Origin of the sequence: Streptomyces sediminimaris (genome assembly GCF_047049295.1) — a bacterium.
GTDB lineage: Bacteria > Actinomycetota > Actinomycetes > Streptomycetales > Streptomycetaceae > Streptomyces > Streptomyces sediminimaris.
This window is the reverse complement of sequence record NZ_JBJWOT010000001.1, coordinates 2,692,503-2,708,500: the sequence shown is the minus strand read 5'-3', so window position 1 is coordinate 2,708,500 and position 15,998 is coordinate 2,692,503. Positions and strand designations below refer to the sequence as shown.

At 71.4% G+C, this 15,998-nt stretch carries 15 protein-coding genes; 5 read left to right on the top strand and 10 right to left on the bottom strand.

Going from position 1 to position 15,998, the window contains the following annotated elements:
- Positions 1 to 10: 10 nt before the first annotated feature.
- From ACJ9NR_RS12700 to fasR, 4 genes are all read right to left on the bottom strand, one after another.
- The gene (locus ACJ9NR_RS12700; protein ID WP_015660680.1) at positions 11 to 259 is read right to left on the bottom strand and encodes an acyl carrier protein; all 249 of its coding nucleotides are present in this window, start codon (positions 257 to 259) and stop codon (positions 11 to 13) included.
- Between the two features lie 82 nt (positions 260 to 341).
- Positions 342 to 1,340, bottom strand: a complete 999-nt coding sequence (locus ACJ9NR_RS12695) for a ketoacyl-ACP synthase III (protein WP_412487648.1) — start codon at positions 1,338 to 1,340, stop codon at positions 342 to 344.
- A gap of 22 nt (positions 1,341 to 1,362) precedes the next feature.
- Positions 1,363 to 2,280, bottom strand: coding sequence for an ACP S-malonyltransferase (locus tag ACJ9NR_RS12690; protein ID WP_412487647.1), 918 nt, complete (start codon positions 2,278 to 2,280; stop codon positions 1,363 to 1,365).
- Positions 2,281 to 2,369: 89 nt separating this feature from the next.
- Positions 2,370 to 3,575 carry a fatty acid biosynthesis transcriptional regulator FasR gene (gene fasR / locus ACJ9NR_RS12685; RefSeq protein ID WP_412487646.1) on the bottom strand — a complete coding sequence of 402 codons (1,206 nt, stop codon included), beginning with the start codon at positions 3,573 to 3,575 and terminating at the stop codon, positions 2,370 to 2,372.
- Between the two features lie 96 nt (positions 3,576 to 3,671).
- Here fasR and ACJ9NR_RS12680 point away from each other — a divergent pair, with 96 nt between their 5' ends.
- Positions 3,672 to 4,331, top strand: a complete 660-nt coding sequence (locus ACJ9NR_RS12680) for a pirin family protein (protein WP_412488817.1) — start codon at positions 3,672 to 3,674, stop codon at positions 4,329 to 4,331.
- A 47-nt stretch (positions 4,332 to 4,378) separates the two neighbouring features.
- Here ACJ9NR_RS12680 and ACJ9NR_RS12675 read toward each other — a convergent pair whose 3' ends face one another.
- Positions 4,379 to 5,197, bottom strand: coding sequence for a serine hydrolase domain-containing protein (locus ACJ9NR_RS12675; protein ID WP_412487645.1), 819 nt, complete (start codon positions 5,195 to 5,197; stop codon positions 4,379 to 4,381).
- Positions 5,198 to 5,333: 136 nt separating this feature from the next.
- On the opposite strand from ACJ9NR_RS12675, the gene ACJ9NR_RS12670 reads away from it, so the two are divergent.
- Together ACJ9NR_RS12670 and ACJ9NR_RS12665 are read left to right on the top strand one after the other, a co-directional pair.
- On the top strand, positions 5,334 to 5,804 hold the full coding sequence (locus ACJ9NR_RS12670) for a MerR family transcriptional regulator (protein ID WP_412487644.1): 471 nt from the start codon (positions 5,334 to 5,336) through the stop codon (positions 5,802 to 5,804).
- Positions 5,801 to 6,817: an aldo/keto reductase gene (locus tag ACJ9NR_RS12665; protein WP_412487643.1), complete on the top strand. Its 1,017-nt coding sequence runs from the start codon at positions 5,801 to 5,803 to the stop codon at positions 6,815 to 6,817. Before ACJ9NR_RS12670 ends, ACJ9NR_RS12665 begins: the two co-directional genes overlap by 4 nt.
- Before the next feature lie 72 nt (positions 6,818 to 6,889).
- On the opposite strand, the gene ACJ9NR_RS12660 is transcribed toward ACJ9NR_RS12665, so the two are convergent.
- The 3 genes from ACJ9NR_RS12660 to ACJ9NR_RS12650 all read right to left on the bottom strand — a co-directional run bounded on the left by ACJ9NR_RS12660 (position 6,890) and on the right by ACJ9NR_RS12650 (position 9,752).
- A complete protein-coding gene (locus ACJ9NR_RS12660; RefSeq protein ID WP_412487642.1) occupies positions 6,890 to 7,750 on the bottom strand; it encodes a DUF4429 domain-containing protein in 861 nt (286 codons plus the stop codon).
- A 57-nt stretch (positions 7,751 to 7,807) separates the two neighbouring features.
- The gene (locus tag ACJ9NR_RS12655; protein WP_412487641.1) at positions 7,808 to 9,025 is read right to left on the bottom strand and encodes an alpha/beta hydrolase; all 1,218 of its coding nucleotides are present in this window, start codon (positions 9,023 to 9,025) and stop codon (positions 7,808 to 7,810) included.
- 100 nt (positions 9,026 to 9,125) lie between these two features.
- On the bottom strand, positions 9,126 to 9,752 hold the full coding sequence (locus tag ACJ9NR_RS12650) for a TetR family transcriptional regulator (RefSeq protein WP_412487640.1): 627 nt from the start codon (positions 9,750 to 9,752) through the stop codon (positions 9,126 to 9,128).
- Positions 9,753 to 9,818: 66 nt separating this feature from the next.
- On the opposite strand from ACJ9NR_RS12650, the gene ACJ9NR_RS12645 reads away from it, so the two are divergent.
- Together ACJ9NR_RS12645 and ACJ9NR_RS12640 are read left to right on the top strand one after the other, a co-directional pair.
- Positions 9,819 to 11,438 carry an MFS transporter gene (locus tag ACJ9NR_RS12645; protein WP_412487639.1) on the top strand — a complete coding sequence of 540 codons (1,620 nt, stop codon included), beginning with the start codon at positions 9,819 to 9,821 and terminating at the stop codon, positions 11,436 to 11,438.
- A gap of 426 nt (positions 11,439 to 11,864) precedes the next feature.
- Positions 11,865 to 12,173 (top strand): small hydrophobic protein, encoded by a 309-nt coding sequence (locus ACJ9NR_RS12640; protein ID WP_412488816.1) that lies wholly within the window; start codon positions 11,865 to 11,867, stop codon positions 12,171 to 12,173.
- A gap of 51 nt (positions 12,174 to 12,224) precedes the next feature.
- On the opposite strand, the gene ACJ9NR_RS12635 is transcribed toward ACJ9NR_RS12640, so the two are convergent.
- Positions 12,225 to 12,971: a potassium channel family protein gene (locus ACJ9NR_RS12635; protein ID WP_412487638.1), complete on the bottom strand. Its 747-nt coding sequence runs from the start codon at positions 12,969 to 12,971 to the stop codon at positions 12,225 to 12,227.
- Between the two features lie 73 nt (positions 12,972 to 13,044).
- Positions 13,045 to 15,792, bottom strand: coding sequence for a pyruvate dehydrogenase (acetyl-transferring), homodimeric type (gene aceE, locus ACJ9NR_RS12630; RefSeq protein WP_412487637.1), 2,748 nt, complete (start codon positions 15,790 to 15,792; stop codon positions 13,045 to 13,047).
- Positions 15,793 to 15,998 lie beyond the last annotated feature (206 nt).

Here is a 15,998-nt window from a genome sequence, read left to right as displayed (position 1 = left end):
ACCTGGAGGATCAGGCCTGGTGCTTGAGGATGTAGTCGGTCGCGTCGCCGACGGTCTTGAGGTTCTTGACGTCCTCGTCGGGGATCTTGACGTCGAAGCGCTCCTCGGCGGCGACGACGACCTCGACCATGGACAGCGAGTCGACGTCCAGGTCGTCGGTGAAGGACTTGTCCAGCTGGACGTCCTCAACCGGGATGCCGGCGATCTCGTTCACGATGTCGGCGAGACCGGCGACGATCTCTTCCTGAGTGGCGGCCATGTCAGGCGCTCCTTCGTTGTGATCCAGAGGGTTTGGCAGTGTTCCTCCGTGCCGGATGCGGTGTCGATCCGGCACGGAGTGCCTAGGGGAGGGTAACGACCGTCGCGGCGTACACGAGACCCGCCCCGAAGCCGATGACGAGCGCGGTGTCGCCGCTCTTCGCCTCGCCGGTCGCCAGAAGCCGCTCCATCGCGAGCGGGATCGAGGCGGCCGAGGTGTTGCCGGTGGTGCGCACGTCGCGCGCGACCGTGACGTGCTCCGGCAGTTTCAGCGTCTTCACCATCGAGTCGATGATCCGCTCGTTGGCCTGGTGCGGGATGAAGACGTCCAGGTCGTCCGGGGTGATCCCGGCCGCGTCCAGCGCCTGCTGGGCGACCTTCGCCATCTCGAACACGGCCCAGCGGAACACCGCCTGGCCCTCCTGCGTGATCGCAGGGAACTTGCCCGTGGAGCTGTCGTACTCGGTCCACGGCACGGTCTGCTTGATCGTCTCCGACTTGTCGCCCTCGGAGCCCCAGACGGTCGGGCCGATCGCGGGCTCCCGGGACGGGCCCACCACCACGGCGCCCGCGCCGTCGCCGAACAGGAAGGCCGTGGCCCGGTCCTCGAGGTCGGTGAGGTCGGACAGCCGCTCCACGCCGATGACGAGGACGTACTCGGCGGAGCCCTCGACGATCATGCCCTTGGCGAGGGTGAGGCCGTAGCCGAAGCCGGCGCAGCCCGCGGAGATGTCGAAGGCGGCGGCCCTGGCCGTGCCGAGCTTGTCGGCGATCTCCGTCGCCACCGCCGGGGTCTGCTTGAAGTGCGAGACGGTCGAGACGATCACACCGCCGATCTGCTCGGCGGAGATCCCGGCGTCGGCGATCGCCTTGCCGGACGCCTCGATCGACATCGCGGCCACGGTCTCCTCGTCCGAGGCCCAGTGCCGGGTCTCGATGCCGGAGCGCGAACGGATCCACTCGTCGGAGGAGTCGATCTTCTCGAGGATCACCTCGTTCGGCACGACCCGGGTCGGGCGGTAGCCGCCCACGCCGAGGATGCGCGCGTACGGGGCGCCCTTGCTGGGCTTGATCTTCGACATGTTCGTACGGCTCCTTAGGGCGTCAGGCGTTCGCGTGCTCGGCGGCGAGCGCGCGGGCCGCGTCGAGGTCGTCGGGGGTCTTCAGCGCCAGGGTCCGCACCCCCGGCAGTGCGCGCTTGGCGAGGCCGACCAGCGTGCCGCCGGGGGAGACCTCGACGATCGCGGTCGCGCCGAGCTCCTTGAAGGTCTCCATGCACAGGTCCCAGCGGACCGGGTTGGCGACCTGGCCGACCAGGCGCTCGACGATCTCGGCGCCGGTGGCGACGGCCCGGCCGTCCTTGTTGGAGACGTAGGTGACCTGCGGGTCGGCGGGGGAGAGCTCCTTGGCGGCCCCGGCGAGCACGTCGACCGCGGGCGCCATGTGGTGCGTATGGAAGGCGCCGGCGACCTTCAGCGGGACGACCTTGCGCACGCCCTCCGGCTTGTCCTCGGTCAGCGCGGCGAGCTGCTCCAGCGTGCCGGCGGCGACGATCTGGCCCGCGCCGTTCACGTTCGCCGGGGTCAGGCCCAGCTTCTCCAGGTGCGCGACGGAGACCTCGGGGTCGCCGCCGAGCAGCGCCGACATGCCGGTCTCGGTGACCGCGGCGGCGTCGGCCATCGCCAGACCACGCTTGCGTACGAGGGTCAGCGCGGCCGTGTCGTCCAGGACGCCGGCGAAGGAGGCGGCGGTGATCTCGCCGACGCTGTGGCCCGCGACGGCGCCCGGCGTGATGGCACCGAGTGCCGCGGCGGACAGCAGGCCGGCCGCCACCAGCAGCGGCTGGGCCACCGCGGTGTCGCGGATCGCGTCGGCGTCGGCCTGGGTGCCGTAGTGGGCGAGGTCCAGTCCGATGGCGTCCGACCACGCGCCGACGCGGTCGGCGGCGCCGGGCAGTTCGAGCCAGGGAGTCAGGAAGCCGGGCGTCTGGGCGCCCTGGCCGGGAGCGACGAGTACGAGCACTCTCACACTCTCTCTTGAGGGCGGCCCGGGCCGCCCGTGGGGACAGGGACGAAGAACACGAGGGGGTTTTGTGGACCCCCGACAAAAGCCTAGGCCGGGAGATCTCCGTCGGCCAGACGCCCCAGGATCAGCGCGATCCGCAGCGTGAACGCGGAGCGTACATCGGAGGGTGACCAGCCGGTGACGTCAGTCACACGTCGGAGCCGGTAGCGCACGGTGTTGGGGTGAACGAAGAGCATCCGCGCGGCGCCCTCCAGGCTGCTCGCCTGCTCCAGATAGACCGAGAGCGTCTCCAGCAGAGCGGACCCGGCCTCCTCCAGCGGTCTGTAGATCTCCTCCACCAGCTGCTCGCGTGCGCTCGGGTCGCCGGCGATGGCGCGCTCCGGCAGCAGATCGTCGGCGAGCACCGGGCGCGGGGCGTCCTGCCAGGCGGAACACGCCTTGAGCCCGGCCGCGGCGGCCTGCGCGGAGCGGGTCGCGGCGAGCAGGTCGGCCACCACGGGCCCGGCCACGACGGGCCCGGCCGCATACGGCCCGATCAGGGACTTGGCCACGCCGAGCGGGTTGTCGCTCCCGCCGGCGATGACCACGAGCCGGTCGCCGAGCACCCCGGTGAGCACCTGCAGCTTGGCGTGCCGGGCGGCCCGCCGGATCGCCTCCACGGTCAGCTCGGAGTCGCCGTCGGGGGCGGTGCCGAGGACCACGCACACGTGCTCGGGCGCGTTCCAGCCCAGGGCCGCGGCCCTGCTGACCGCGCCCTCGTCGGCCTCCCCGCTCAGCACGGCGTTGACGACGAGGGACTCCAGCCGGGCGTCCCAGGCACCGCGTGCCTCGGCGGCCTGGGCGTAGACCTGGGCGGTGGCGAAGGCGATCTCCCGGGCGTAGACGAGCAGGGCCTCGCGCAGGACGCGCTCGTCGCCCGGCGCGGCCACCTCGTCGATGGCGCTCTCCATGACCTCGATGGTGGTGCGCACCATCTCCACGGTCTGCCGCAGCGTGATCGCCCGGGTCAGCTCGCGCGGAGCCGTACCGAACACGTCCGTGGAGATGGCCTGCGGCGTGTCGGGGTGCCGGAACCACTCGGTGAAGGCGGCGATACCGGCCTGGGCGACCAGCCCGATCCAGGAACGGTTCTCCGGCGGCATCGCCCGGTACCACGGCAGCGTCTCGTCCATGCGCGCGATGGCCTGCGCGGCGAGGGAACCGGATGACTTCTCCAGTCGCTTCAGCGTTCCGGCATGCGGGTGCGCATCGGGAGCAACGGTTTCGGGCTTGCTCGTTTCGGGTTCGGGCACGGGGACAAGACTGCCTTATCCGGACGGGAGTGCGTGCCGCCGGGTCGCCGGTGCGCCCCACGGCGGGGTCCGCGCGCGGCTACGGTGGGGTCCGTGATGGACGTACGGCGCGCTGCGGAGCGCTACCCGGGGGGCGACCCGGCGGCCGGCATCGAATCCCGGCACGCCTTCTCCTTCGGCCCGCACTACGACCCCGAGAACCTCCGCTTCGGCGCGATGATCGCGTGCAACGAGGAGCGCCTCGTCCCCGGCGCGGGCTTCGACGAGCACCGGCACAGCCACACCGAGATCGTGACCTGGGTGGTCGAGGGCGAACTGACGCACCGGGACTCCACGGGCCACGAGACGCGAGTCCGCCCCGGCGACGTGCAGCGCCTGAGCTCTGCGGCGGGCGTACGGCACGTGGAGCGCAACGACGGCGAGCGGCCCCTGGTCTTCGTGCAGATGTGGCTGGCCCCCCGCGAGCCGGGCGGCGACCCCGCGTACGAGATCGTCCACGGCATCGCCGACTCGACGCCGTACGCGGTGCCGGAGGCGGGCGCGATGCTCCACGTACGGCGTCTGCGGGCCGGGGAGCGCACGGCGGTCCCGGACGGCGCGTACGTCTACGTGCACGTCGTGCGCGGCGGGATCCAGCTCGACGCCGAGCGGCTGACCGAGGGCGACGCGGCCCGCGTCACCGACGCCAAGCACCTGGAGGCGGAGGCGCTGACGGAGGCGGAGCTGCTGATGTGGGAGATGACGGCCACGCCCTGAAGGGGACACCGAACCGACGGCCCCTCGCGGCGCTCACCGGCGCGACGTCAGCGCGCCTCCGCCAGGACCGCGTCCGTGAAGGCCGGCCACACCTCGACCGCCCACGGCCCGAAGTCCCGGTCCGTCAAAGCAGCGCACGCGACCCCGGCGTCGGGGTCGACCCACAGGAAGGTGCCCGATTGGCCGAAGTGGCCGAAGGTGCGGGGCGAGGAGGAAGCGCCGGTCCAGTGGGGCGACTTGGCGTCGCGGATCTCGAGACCGAGGCCCCAGTCGTTCGGGTTCTGGTGGCCGTAGCCCGGCAGGACGCCCTTCGTGCCCGGGTACTGGACCGTCATCGCCTCGGCGACCGTGCGGGGGTCGAGCAGGCGCGGCGCCTGGAGCTCGGCCGCGAACCGCAGCAGGTCCGTCACCGTCGAGACGCCGTCCTTGGCCGGGGAGCCCTCCAGGGACGTCCCCGTCATGCCGAGCGGCTCCAGCACCGCCTGGCGCAGATACTCCCGGAACGGGATGTCCGCCGCCTTGGCGATGTGGTCGCCGAGCTGCTCGAAACCGGCGTTGGAGTACAGCCGGCGCTCGCCGGGCGGGGCCGTCACCCGGTGCTCGTCGAAGGCCAGGCCGGAGGTGTGGGCCAGCAGGTGGCGGACCGTCGAACCGGCCGGGCCGGCCGGCTCGTCGAGCTCGATCGCCCCCTCCTCGTACGCGACGAGGGCGGCGTACGCTGCGAGCGGCTTGGTGACCGAGGCCAGCGGAAAGCGCCGGTCGACGGGTCCGCGGGCGCCCAGGACGGTCCCGTCGGCACGCACCACGCCCGCCGCGGCAGCGGGAACCGGCCAGTCTTCGATCAACGCGAGGCTCTGCAAGGACATGGCGACGAGCCTAGGCGGCCCGTCGGCCCGGCGGCATCCAGGGGGCGGCCGCTGGCGCTCCGGGAGGAGCCGCCGTGCCGGTTTCTTGCCCGTTCCGCTTGCTTGGAGTGCACTCCAAGGCCATAGCGTTGAGGACATGACGGTGATGGAGACCACGCCCACCAGGACCGATGTCTGTGGCGCCGCGCCGCACCCGCACCGGCGCCCCGAAGGACAGGACAGCTACACGATCAGCGAGGTCGTCGCCTTCACCGGGCTGACCGCGCACACCCTGCGCTGGTACGAGCGGATCGGTCTGATGCCGCACGTCGACCGCTCGCACACCGGTCAGCGGCGCTACAGCAACCGCGACCTCGACTGGCTCGACCTCGTCGGCAAGCTCCGGCTCACCGGCATGCCGGTCGCCGACATGGTGCGGTACGCGGAGCTGGTGCGCGAGGGCGACCACACGTTCGGCAAGCGGTTCGAGCTGCTGGAGGCCACCCGCCGGGACGTGCTGACCCGAATCGACGAACTCCAGGACACCCTCGCGGTGCTCGACCGGAAGATCAGTTTCTATGCGGACGCCGAACGCGCCCGCGCCCACGAGGCGGAGAAGGTTCGATGACGGACAGCAGGATCCCGACCGCACGGCTCGGCGAGAACGGCCCCGAGGTCGGCGTACAGGGCCTCGGCTGCATGGGCATGAGCTTCGCCTACGGGCCCGTGGACGCGAAGGCCTCGCGCGCCACCCTGGAGCGGGCCCTGGAACTGGGCGTCACGCTGTACGACACCGCGGACGCCTACGGCATGGGCGAGAACGAGAAGTTCCTGTCGCCGTTCTTCAAGGCCCACCGCGACCAGCTGGTCATCGCCACCAAGTTCGCCCTCTCCATCCCGCCGGACGAGCCGACCCGCCGGGTCATCCGCAACGACGCGCCCTACATCCGCCAGGCCGCCGAGGCCAGCCTGAAGCGCCTCGACGTCGACGTGATCGACCTCTACTACATGCACCGGCGCGACGTGAACGTGCCGATCGAGGAGACCGTCGCCACCATGGCCGAGCTGGTGCGCGAGGGGAAGGTCAGGCACCTGGGGCTGAGCGAGGTCACGGCGGGGGAGCTGCGCGCGGCCCAGGCCGTGCACCCCATCGCCGCCGTGCAGTCGGAGTGGTCGCTGTTCAGCCGGGACATCGAGACGAACGTGGTGCCGGCCGCGCGTGAGCTGGGTGTGGCCCTGGTGCCGTACTCGCCCCTCGGCCGCGGTTTCCTCACCGGCTCCTTCACCAACGCCGACAACGAGCTCTCCGCCGACGACTTCCGCCGCCAGCAGCCCCGCTTCACCGGCGAGAACGCCGCCGCGAACGCCGCCCTGCTGGAGCCGGTCCGCTCGGTGGCCGAGGCGCACGGCGCCTCACCGGGCCAGATCGCCCTGGCCTGGGTCCAGCAGCGGGCTGCGGTGCACGGCCTGCCGGTGGTCCCGATCCCCGGCACCCGCAAGCCGGGCCGCGTCGAGGAGAACGCCGCGGCGACCCGCATCGTGCTGACGGAGGCGGAGCTGGCCCTGCTGGAGCCGGTCGCGGCCAAGGTGGCGGGCGACCGGTACGCGGACATGTCGTTCTCTTCCGCGGGCAGGGAGTAGCGGGCAGGCAGGAGCGGGCCGGGCCGGGCGGCGCCCTGAGGGGCGCGGAGCACCCGCATCCCGCGACGGAACTCAGAGTTCCGCCAGCAGCTCCGCCTTCTTCACCGAGAACTCCTCGTCCGTCACCAGCCCCGCCTGATGCAGTTCCCCCAGGTGACGGATGCGCTCGGCGATATCGGCGGGGTCGCGGCGCGGGGCCGCGGCGGGAACGACCGCCGCGGCCGCGTTCTGCCGTACGGCTGCCAGCACGGCCGCGGCGAACGGCAGCGACTCGTGCACGGGCCCGTATCCGAGCCCGAACACCACGGCCCCCGGGTCCTGGTCGGGCTGCGCGGGCGCCGCCGCCCCGTCACGCCGTACCAGCCGCAGATGTCCTTCGAAGGCCTCGGGCGAGCGCCATTCGACCCCGCTCAGCTCGGCGACCGGGAAGCTCTGGTCGCCCGCCTTCCACTTCGCCGACGACGCGCCGGTCCAGAACCAGCGGAAGTGCACCGTGCCGCCGTCGAAGGACGCCTTCGCGTCGTAGGCCTTGAACTGCCGGGGCGCCCCGGGGGCGTCCACCAGATACCGCTCGGCCGGCTCCGCGTCGTCCTTCAGCCGGGTCCGCAGCTCGTCGGCGTAGTACTCGGCGAGGGTCCCGCGCTCGGCGGGCAGCACCAGCCGGTACGGGTCGCACCCTTCCTTCAGCTGTCCCGCGGCCGCCTCCAGGAGGGGATCGGCGCCGGGGCGCAGCTCGGCGCGCAGGACGACCGAGCCGCGCCTGCCGGGGGTCAGCGTCACCCCGGAGATCGCCTCGATCGGAACACGACGCTCCCCCAGCGCCTGGAAGAGCTTGGGTGTTCGAATCCCCCGTTCGTAACGGATGAGCACGGAGTCGGACTCGAACTCCCAGGCGGCATGAAATCCGGCCAGTACGTCACCCATGCGGCTCATCGTATGCGGGTCCTGCTCTTTCGTCGCCATCCTGCGCAGACCGCAGTTTCTGCGCCTCTACGCGCGTCCGGCGGCGGCCGTGCCGGACAAACCCGCCCGGCACCCGCCGTCGTCCGGCGCGCAGCGCACCGACCGGTATGCGCCAACTCCGATGTCCGCGAAGTTCCGCAGACTCTGCGTGCCCGGCTCGAAATAACCGGCGTGTCCCTTCGCACCCCGCGCCGACAGCACCCGCGCCCCGAACCCGGCCGACACCGGATCGGCCCCGTGGCCGAGCCCGCCGACCTCCAGGTACGGCACGTCCCTGATCCAGTCGGTGGCGTCCCGCATCGCCCACACCTGCGCGGAGGTGTGCAGGTGGGAGGCCTTCTCCACGCGCATGCCGGGGCTGGCGGCCACCGCGATGTCGGCCACCCGGCGCGGCAGCCGGTGTGCGGCGATCCCGCACAGCACGGAGCCGTAGCTGTGGCAGAACAGCGACACCGGGGCCCTGCCGGGCAGGGCGCGCACCAGCGCGTTCAGCCGTACCGCGCCGTCCTGCGCGCGCATGGCCGTGGCCGACTCGATGCCGAGCCCGGCGGGCGCGGTGTAGTCGGCCCAGGCGATCACGGCCGTGCGCGTCGCCGGGCTCGTCGCCCGCTCGGCGGCGTAGAGGGACTCGGCCATGCCGACCGGCGCCCGGTACGGGCGGTTGGTCCGCTGGAAGGTGAGCAGGTCGGTGTCGACACCGGGGACGACGACGGACACGCGCTGCGCCCTGCCGAGGTCGCCGAACACCTCCGCGACCCGTCCCGATCCGGCGGGGTCGAAGGCGAGGATCTGCCGGCCGTCGCTCATCAGGGCCTCGTAGCGGTGCATACGGCGGCCCGCCTCCTGCTGCCCGGCGGGGGAGAGGCGGCTGTCGTGCATGCGCTTGAGCTCGACCCTGCGCTGTTCGGCGAGCGCGTGGCGGTTGGCGCGGTAGCGCAGCCGGACGGGGGCGCCGTTCATGTTGCCGACCGCCAGGGAGTAGCGGCGCGCGAGGTGCGCGCGCTCCCGGGCGGTGAGCGAGGCGAAGAAGTGGGCCAGGCGGGCGGGGGAGGCGTCGGGGTCCGGCAGGTGGTGTCCGTGCAGGCGGCCGTGCTGCCACGAGGAGACCGAGGCACGCAGCGGGGTTTCCACGCGGTGGCTGCGCAGGGCCGTCCAGCCGGTGGTGGCGAGCATCACGAACACGACCGCCAGGGCGAGCAGTGCGCGCCCGACGCTCAGTTGCGGGGGAGTTTCGAAGGAAGTCACTGGGAGGACACACTAGGAGAACGGACGGGTCTCGCGTGAGCCGAGTGACAGGGATCACGTTTCGATAACGCGGCGTGGCCTCGGCGTGTCCGTATGTGTATCAGGTTGTCCGCCAGTTCTGTGTAAGGGCGGGTCCCACCTGTTCGAGGTAGGTGATGGTGAGCGCCCGCATGGCGTCGAGGCCCAGCTCCCCGCCCGCGCTCCACCGCCGCTCCGTCACCCGCATCACCCCGCCGAACACCGCCACGGCCAGCCGCGGCCGCGGGTCGGCGTCGACGTCGACGCCCTCCCGCTCGGCGAGCACGCGCGCGAGGGTGTCCTCGGTCTCCTCGTTGCGCCGCAGGTGGGCGGCGAGCAGCGCCGGCGTCGACTCGATCACCCGGTACATGCGCAGGTACAGCTCGACCGGTACGACGGCTTCGATGATCTCGCCCAGCGTGTCCCACCCCTCCAGGACCGCCTGGCGCAGCGCCTGCATCGGCGCCTCCCCGGCCGGCCGCTCGCGCACGGCCGCGACGAACCGCGCCACCGCCAGATCCCGCAGGGCGAGGGCGGCCTCCTCCTTGCCGGTGAAGTAGCGGAAGAAGGTGCGCTGCGAGACGTCGACGGCCTCGGCGATCTCGTCGACGGTCGTCCGCTCGTAACCGCGCGTGGTGAACAGTTCGACGGCGGCCCGCAGCAGCGCGTCCCGGGTGCGCTGCTTCTTGCGTTCGCGGAGTGTCTCCATAGGTGTCAGTTACTGACTTGTGAACAGGTTTGTCAATTGTCAGCGGCTGTCATTAGCCTCGAACGCATGACTAGTCAGACCACCCTCGACAAGACGGGTCCGGGGGACCGGGGACCGGCGGCCGCGTCGGACGCGTCGCACGCCTCCGGGCTGCGCGGACACCCCTGGTTCACGCTCATAACCGTCGCCGTCGGGGTCATGATGGTGGCCCTCGACGGCACCATCGTGGCCATCGCCAACCCGGCCATCCAGAAGGACCTCGAGGCGAGCTTCGCCGACGTCCAGTGGATCACCAACGGCTACTTCCTCGCCCTCGCGGTCTCCCTGATCACCGCGGGCAAGCTCGGCGACCGCTTCGGCCACCGCCAGACCTTCCTGATCGGCGTGACCGGCTTCGCCGCGGCCTCGGGCGCCATCGGGCTGTCGAGCAGCATCGCCGCGGTCGTCACCTTCCGCGTCTTCCAGGGCCTGTTCGGCGCCTTGCTGATGCCGGCCGCGCTCGGCCTGCTGCGCGCGACCTTCCCGGCCGAGAGGCTCAACATGGCCATCGGCATCTGGGGCATGGTCATCGGCGCCTCCACCGCGGGCGGCCCGATCCTCGGCGGCGTCCTGGTCGAGCACGTCAACTGGCAGTCGGTGTTCTTCATCAACGTCCCGGTCGGCGCCCTCGCGCTGATCCTGGGCCTGCTGATCCTGCGCGACCACCGCGCCGAGAGCGCCCCGCGCTCCTTCGACCTGCTGGGCATCGCCCTGCTCTCCGGGGCGATGTTCTGCCTGGTCTGGGCCCTGATCAAGGCCCCCGCATGGGGCTGGGGCGACGGCCGGACCTGGGCCTTCATCGGTGCCTCGGTGGTCGGTTTCGTCCTCTTCTCCTTCTGGGAGACCAAGGTCGGGGAGCCGCTGATCCCGCTCGGCCTGTTCCGCTCGGTCCCGCTGTCCGCGGGCGTGGTGCTGATGATCCTGATGGCCATCGCGTTCATGGGCGGCCTGTTCTTCGTGACGTTCTACCTGCAGAACGTGCACGGGATGAGCCCGATCGAGGCCGGTCTGCACCTGCTGCCGCTCACCGGCATGATGATCGTCGCCTCCCCGCTCGCGGGCGCCGCCATCACCAAGCTCGGCCCGCGGGTCCCGCTGGCCGGCGGGATGATCGCGACCGCGGTCGCCATGTACGGCATGTCGACGCTGAAGGCCGACACCGGCAGCGGCCTGATGTCCGTCTGGTTCGCCCTGCTGGGGCTCGGCCTGGCGCCGGTCATGGTCGGCGCCACCGAGGTCATCGTCGGCAACGCGCCGATGGAGCTCTCCGGCGTCGCCGGCGGTCTCCAGCAGGCGGCGATGCAGGTCGGCGGCAGCCTCGGTACGGCCGTGCTGGGCGCCGTCATGGCCTCCAAGGTCGACAGCGACCTGGCGGGCAACTGGACGGACGCCGGGCTTCCGCCGCTCACCCCCGCCCAGCTGCACCAGGCCTCCGAGGCGGTCCAGGTCGGTGTGGCCCCGGTCGCCAAGGGCACCCCGGGGGCGGTCGCCGCGAAGATCGCCGATGTCGCGCACGACACGTTCATCTCCGGCATGAGCCTCGCCTCGCTGGTCGCCTGCGGTGTCGCGGTCGTGGCGATCTTCGTCGCCCTGCTCACCAAGCGGGGCGAGAACGCGGAGGCGGGCGCGGGCGCGGGCCATATCTGACGGGGTGGCCCACGTCTGACGGGGTGGCCCACGTCTGACGGGATGGCCCCACGTCTGACGGGGCGGCCACGTCCGACCGAGCCGCCCACGCCCGACCGGCCGGTCCGCGCCGGGCCCGGCGACCCACCTCGCGCACGGCGCCGGACGACCCCCGGCATACGCACACGTTCCGGCGGATTTCAAACCGACTTCGCCTATCAGGGTGAAGAGGCTAAAGATCCGCCGTCCCGGTGTGCGCCGCAGGTCACAGTGGTTCAGCTCCCCGTGCGGCATGTTCCGACGGCACGTTCGTACGGTGCTCGGGGCGACGGGTGCCGCGGCGCGCTGCCGGAGGGGGACAGCGCGCCGACGGCCCGGGGGTTACCGGGCGGATCGGGGGTACCCGCTTGTTTGAACCCCGAACAGACCCCGGGGTTCAAGGAGTTGATGATGGCGGGCTTCGGACACGGAACGCGCAGGCACCCCCGCTCACGTGGCCGGACGTGGTCACGGACCGGGCCGGATCGCGCGACGCTCGGGATCATCGGAGTCATCTGCGCAGTCGCGGGATTCTTCGTGCTGGGGATCATCCTCGGCCCCGTGGCGATGGTCTGCGGCTGGCTCGCAATGGGCCGCCGATGGGCACGCTCCGGTCCCGTACCGGCTCTGGTCGCCCTGGTACTGGGCGCCATCGACACGCTCCTGGCGGTCATCTGGCTGGCGGGAGCGGCCACCCCGGGCAACGGGCTGTTCTGACCCGGGGAGTGTGAGGGAAGGGCCCCCGGTGGGACGACCGGGGGCCCGCCTTCAGCTCTCGGCCCTTCCGGCGGGCGTCCTCCTCAGCTCCGCCACCTCGGCCCGCAGCGCCCGTACCTCCTCGGTCAGCGCCTCGATGGCCTGAGTCTGCCGCCGCTCCTCCACGTCGTCCTTCTCGAAGCGGGCGAGGAACCACGCGGCGATGTTCGCGGTCACCACACCGAGCAGCGCGATCCCGGACAGCATCAGCCCCACGGCGATCACCCGGCCCAGACCGGTCGTCGGCGCGTGGTCCCCGTACCCCACGGTCGTCATCGTCGTGAACGACCACCACAGCGCGTCACCCAGCGTGCGGATGTTCCCCTCGGGCGACTCCCGCTCCACCGAGAGCACGGCCAGCGACCCGAACATCAGCAGCCCGACGACCGAGCCGGCGACATACGTGGTCAGCCTGATCTGGTTCGCCATCCGGGCCCGCCGCCCCACCAGCAGCAGCGTCGCGACCATGCGCAGCAGCCGCAGCGGCTGGAGGACCGGCAGCACCACCGCGCACAGGTCCGGCCAGTGCGCGCGCACGAACCCCTTGCGGTCGCCGGTCAGCGCGAGCCGTGCCAGGTAGTCCGCGGCGAACGCGCCCCACACCACCCACTCGACCACCGTGCAGACCGCGGTCAGCGAATGGCCCGCCGACGTGTCCACGATCGGCACGGCGTAGGCGAGTGCGAACACCACGGCGAGCGCCAGCAGCGGACGCTGGGTGCGGTGTTCCCAGCGCGCTTGCGCCGTTTGCTGCTCCATGCCCGCATCGTAAGGAAAAAGTGAAGGGCGACGGACCCGCCGGATCCGCCGCCCCTCAGCCGTCGCGTCGTGGCTACGCGTCGCCCCCGGCCGCGCCGGGGTCCGCCGCCGCCACGTCGAGCAGCTGGTACCGGTCGATCGCCTGCTTGAGCACGGAGCGGTCCACCTTGCCCTCCCGGGCCAGCTCCGTCAGCACCGCCACCACGATCGACTGCGCGTCGATGTGGAAGAAGCGCCGCGCCGCACCCCGCGTGTCCGCGAAGCCGAACCCGTCCGCGCCCAGCGACTGGTACGTTCCCGGCACCCACCGGGCGATCTGGTCCGGAACCGAACGCATCCAGTCGGAAACGGCCACGAACGGCCCCTCCGCCCCGCTCAGCTTCCGCGTCACATACGGCACCCGCTGCTCCTCCTCGGGGTGCAGCAGGTTGTGCCGCTCGACCTCGACGGCCTCGCGCCGCAGCTCGTTCCAGGAAGTCGCCGACCAGACGGCCGCCCTGACGTTCCAGTCCTCGGCGAGGATCCGCTGCGCCTCGATCGCCCACGGCACGGCCACGCCCGACGCGATGACCTGCGCCGGGATCGAGCCCGACGGGCCCTCGCTCAGGCGGTGGACGCCCTTGACGATGCCCTCGACGTCCACGTCGGCCGGCTCGGCCGGGTGCCGGATGGGCTCGTTGTAGACGGTGAGGTAGTAGAAGACGTCCTCGCCGTGCGGGTGCTCCTCGGAGCCGCCGTACATCCGGCGCAGACCGTCCTGGACGATGTACGCGATCTCGTACGAGTACGCCGGGTCGTAGGCGACGCAGGCCGGGTTGGTGGAGGCGAGCAGCTGCGAGTGGCCGTCCGCGTGCTGGAGCCCCTCGCCGGTCAGCGTCGTACGGCCGGCGGTCGCACCCAGCACGAAGCCGCGCGCCATTTGGTCGGCCATCTGCCAGAACTGGTCACCGGTGCGCTGGAAACCGAACATCGAGTAGAAGACGTAGACCGGGATCAGCGGCTCGCCGTGCGTGGCGTAGGCCGAGCCCGCCGCGATCAGCGACGCCGTGCAGCCCGCCTCCGAGATGCCGTCGTGCAGCATCTGGCCGGTCGGCGACTCCTTGTAGGCGAGCAGCAGGTCGCGGTCGACCGACTCGTACTGCTGGCCCAGCGGGTTGTAGATCTTCGCGCTCGGGAAGAACGAGTCCATGCCGAAGGTGCGGTACTCGTCCGGCGCGATCAGCACGAACCGCTTGCCGAACTCCTTGTCCCGCATGAGGTCCTTGAGCAGCCGTACGAAGGCCATGGTCGTGGCGATCGACTGCTGACCCGAGCCCTTCTTCACGGTCGCGTACGCCTTGTCGTCCGGCAGCGCGAGCGGCTCGGAGCGCACCACGCGGGTGGGGACGTAGCCGCCGCAGCCCTTGCGGCGGTCGTGCATGTACTGGATCTCCTCGGAGCCGCGCCCCGGGTGGTAGTACGGCGGCGCGCCGCTCTCCAGCTCCTTGTCGGAGATCGGCAGGTGCAGCCGGTCGCGGAAGCCCTTGAGGTCGTCGACCGTCAGCTTCTTCATCTGGTGCGTGGCGTTGCGGCCCTCGAAGTTGGGGCCGAGCGTCCAGCCCTTGATCGTCTTGGCCAGGATCACGGTCGGCTGGCCCTTGTGTTCCTGGGCCGCCTTGAACGCCGCGTAGATCTTGCGGTGGTCGTGGCCGCCGCGGCCCAGCATCAGGATCTGGTGGTCGGTCATGTTCTCGACCATCGCGCGCAGCCGCTGGTCGTCGCCGAAGAAGTGCTCGCGGATGTACGCGCCGGACTCGGTGGCGTACGTCTGGAACTGGCCGTCCGGCGTCGTGTTCATCTTGTTGACCAGCACGCCGTCCCGGTCCTGCGCGAGCAGCGGGTCCCAGGAGCGGTCCCAGATCAGCTTGATCACGTTCCAGCCGGCGCCGCGGAAGACGGACTCCAGCTCCTGGATGATCTTGCCGTTGCCGCGCACCGGGCCGTCCAGGCGCTGCAGGTTGCAGTTGACGACGAAGGTCAGGTTGTCCAGGCCCTCGCGGGCGGCGATGGACAGCTGGCCGAGCGACTCCGGCTCGTCCATCTCGCCGTCGCCGAGGAAGGCCCACACGTGCGACTTCGAGGTGTCGGCGATCCCGCGCGCGTGCATGTAGCGGTTCATCCGCGCCTGGTAGATCGCGCCGATCGGGCCGAGGCCCATGGAGACCGTCGGGAACTCCCAGAAGTCCGGCATCGAGCGCGGGTGCGGATAGCTGGACAGGCCGTCGGGGTACTTCGACTTCTCCTGGCGGAAGCCGTCCAGCTGCGCCTCGCTGAGCCGGTCGAGCAGGTAGGCGCGGGCGTAGATGCCGGGGGAGGCGTGCCCCTGGAAGAAGACCTGGTCACCGCCGAGGCCGTCGTCCTTGCCGCGGAAGAAGTGGTTGAAGCCCACGTCGTACAGCGACGCGGAGGAGGCGAAGGTCGCGATGTGGCCGCCGACGCCGATGCCCGGGCGCTGGGCGCGGGAGACCATCACCGCGGCGTTCCAGCGGGTGGCGTTGAGGATCTTGCGCTCGATCTCCTCGTTGCCCGGGAAGAACGGCTCGTCCTTGGTGGCGATCGTGTTGACGTAGTCCGTGCTGCGCATCTCGGGCACGGCCACGCGCTTCTCGCGGGCCCGCTCGATCAGCCGCAGCATCAGATACCGGGCGCGCTCACGTCCGCGCTGGTCGACGGCGGCGTCGAGGGAATCGAGCCACTCCTGGGTCTCCTCGGGGTCGAAGTCAGGAACCTGACTCGGAAGGCCGCCAATGATGATCGGGTTGCGATCGGATCCGGAAGCCACGCTGATCCTTACCTGTCAGAGGGCTGTTCGAGCTGTATGTCGGTATGCGTGCACCGTTCCCCATCGTGTACCTCGGGCGGGCAAACGTCATCTCTACTGCGAGGTAACCGAGGCCCGCGTGGGCGACTTCGGGTTCCCAAAGACGCAAAGCGGGCACAAGGGTGTGGTGCGGGTCACGAGCGGCGGCGACGGAGTGCCTGGAGTTG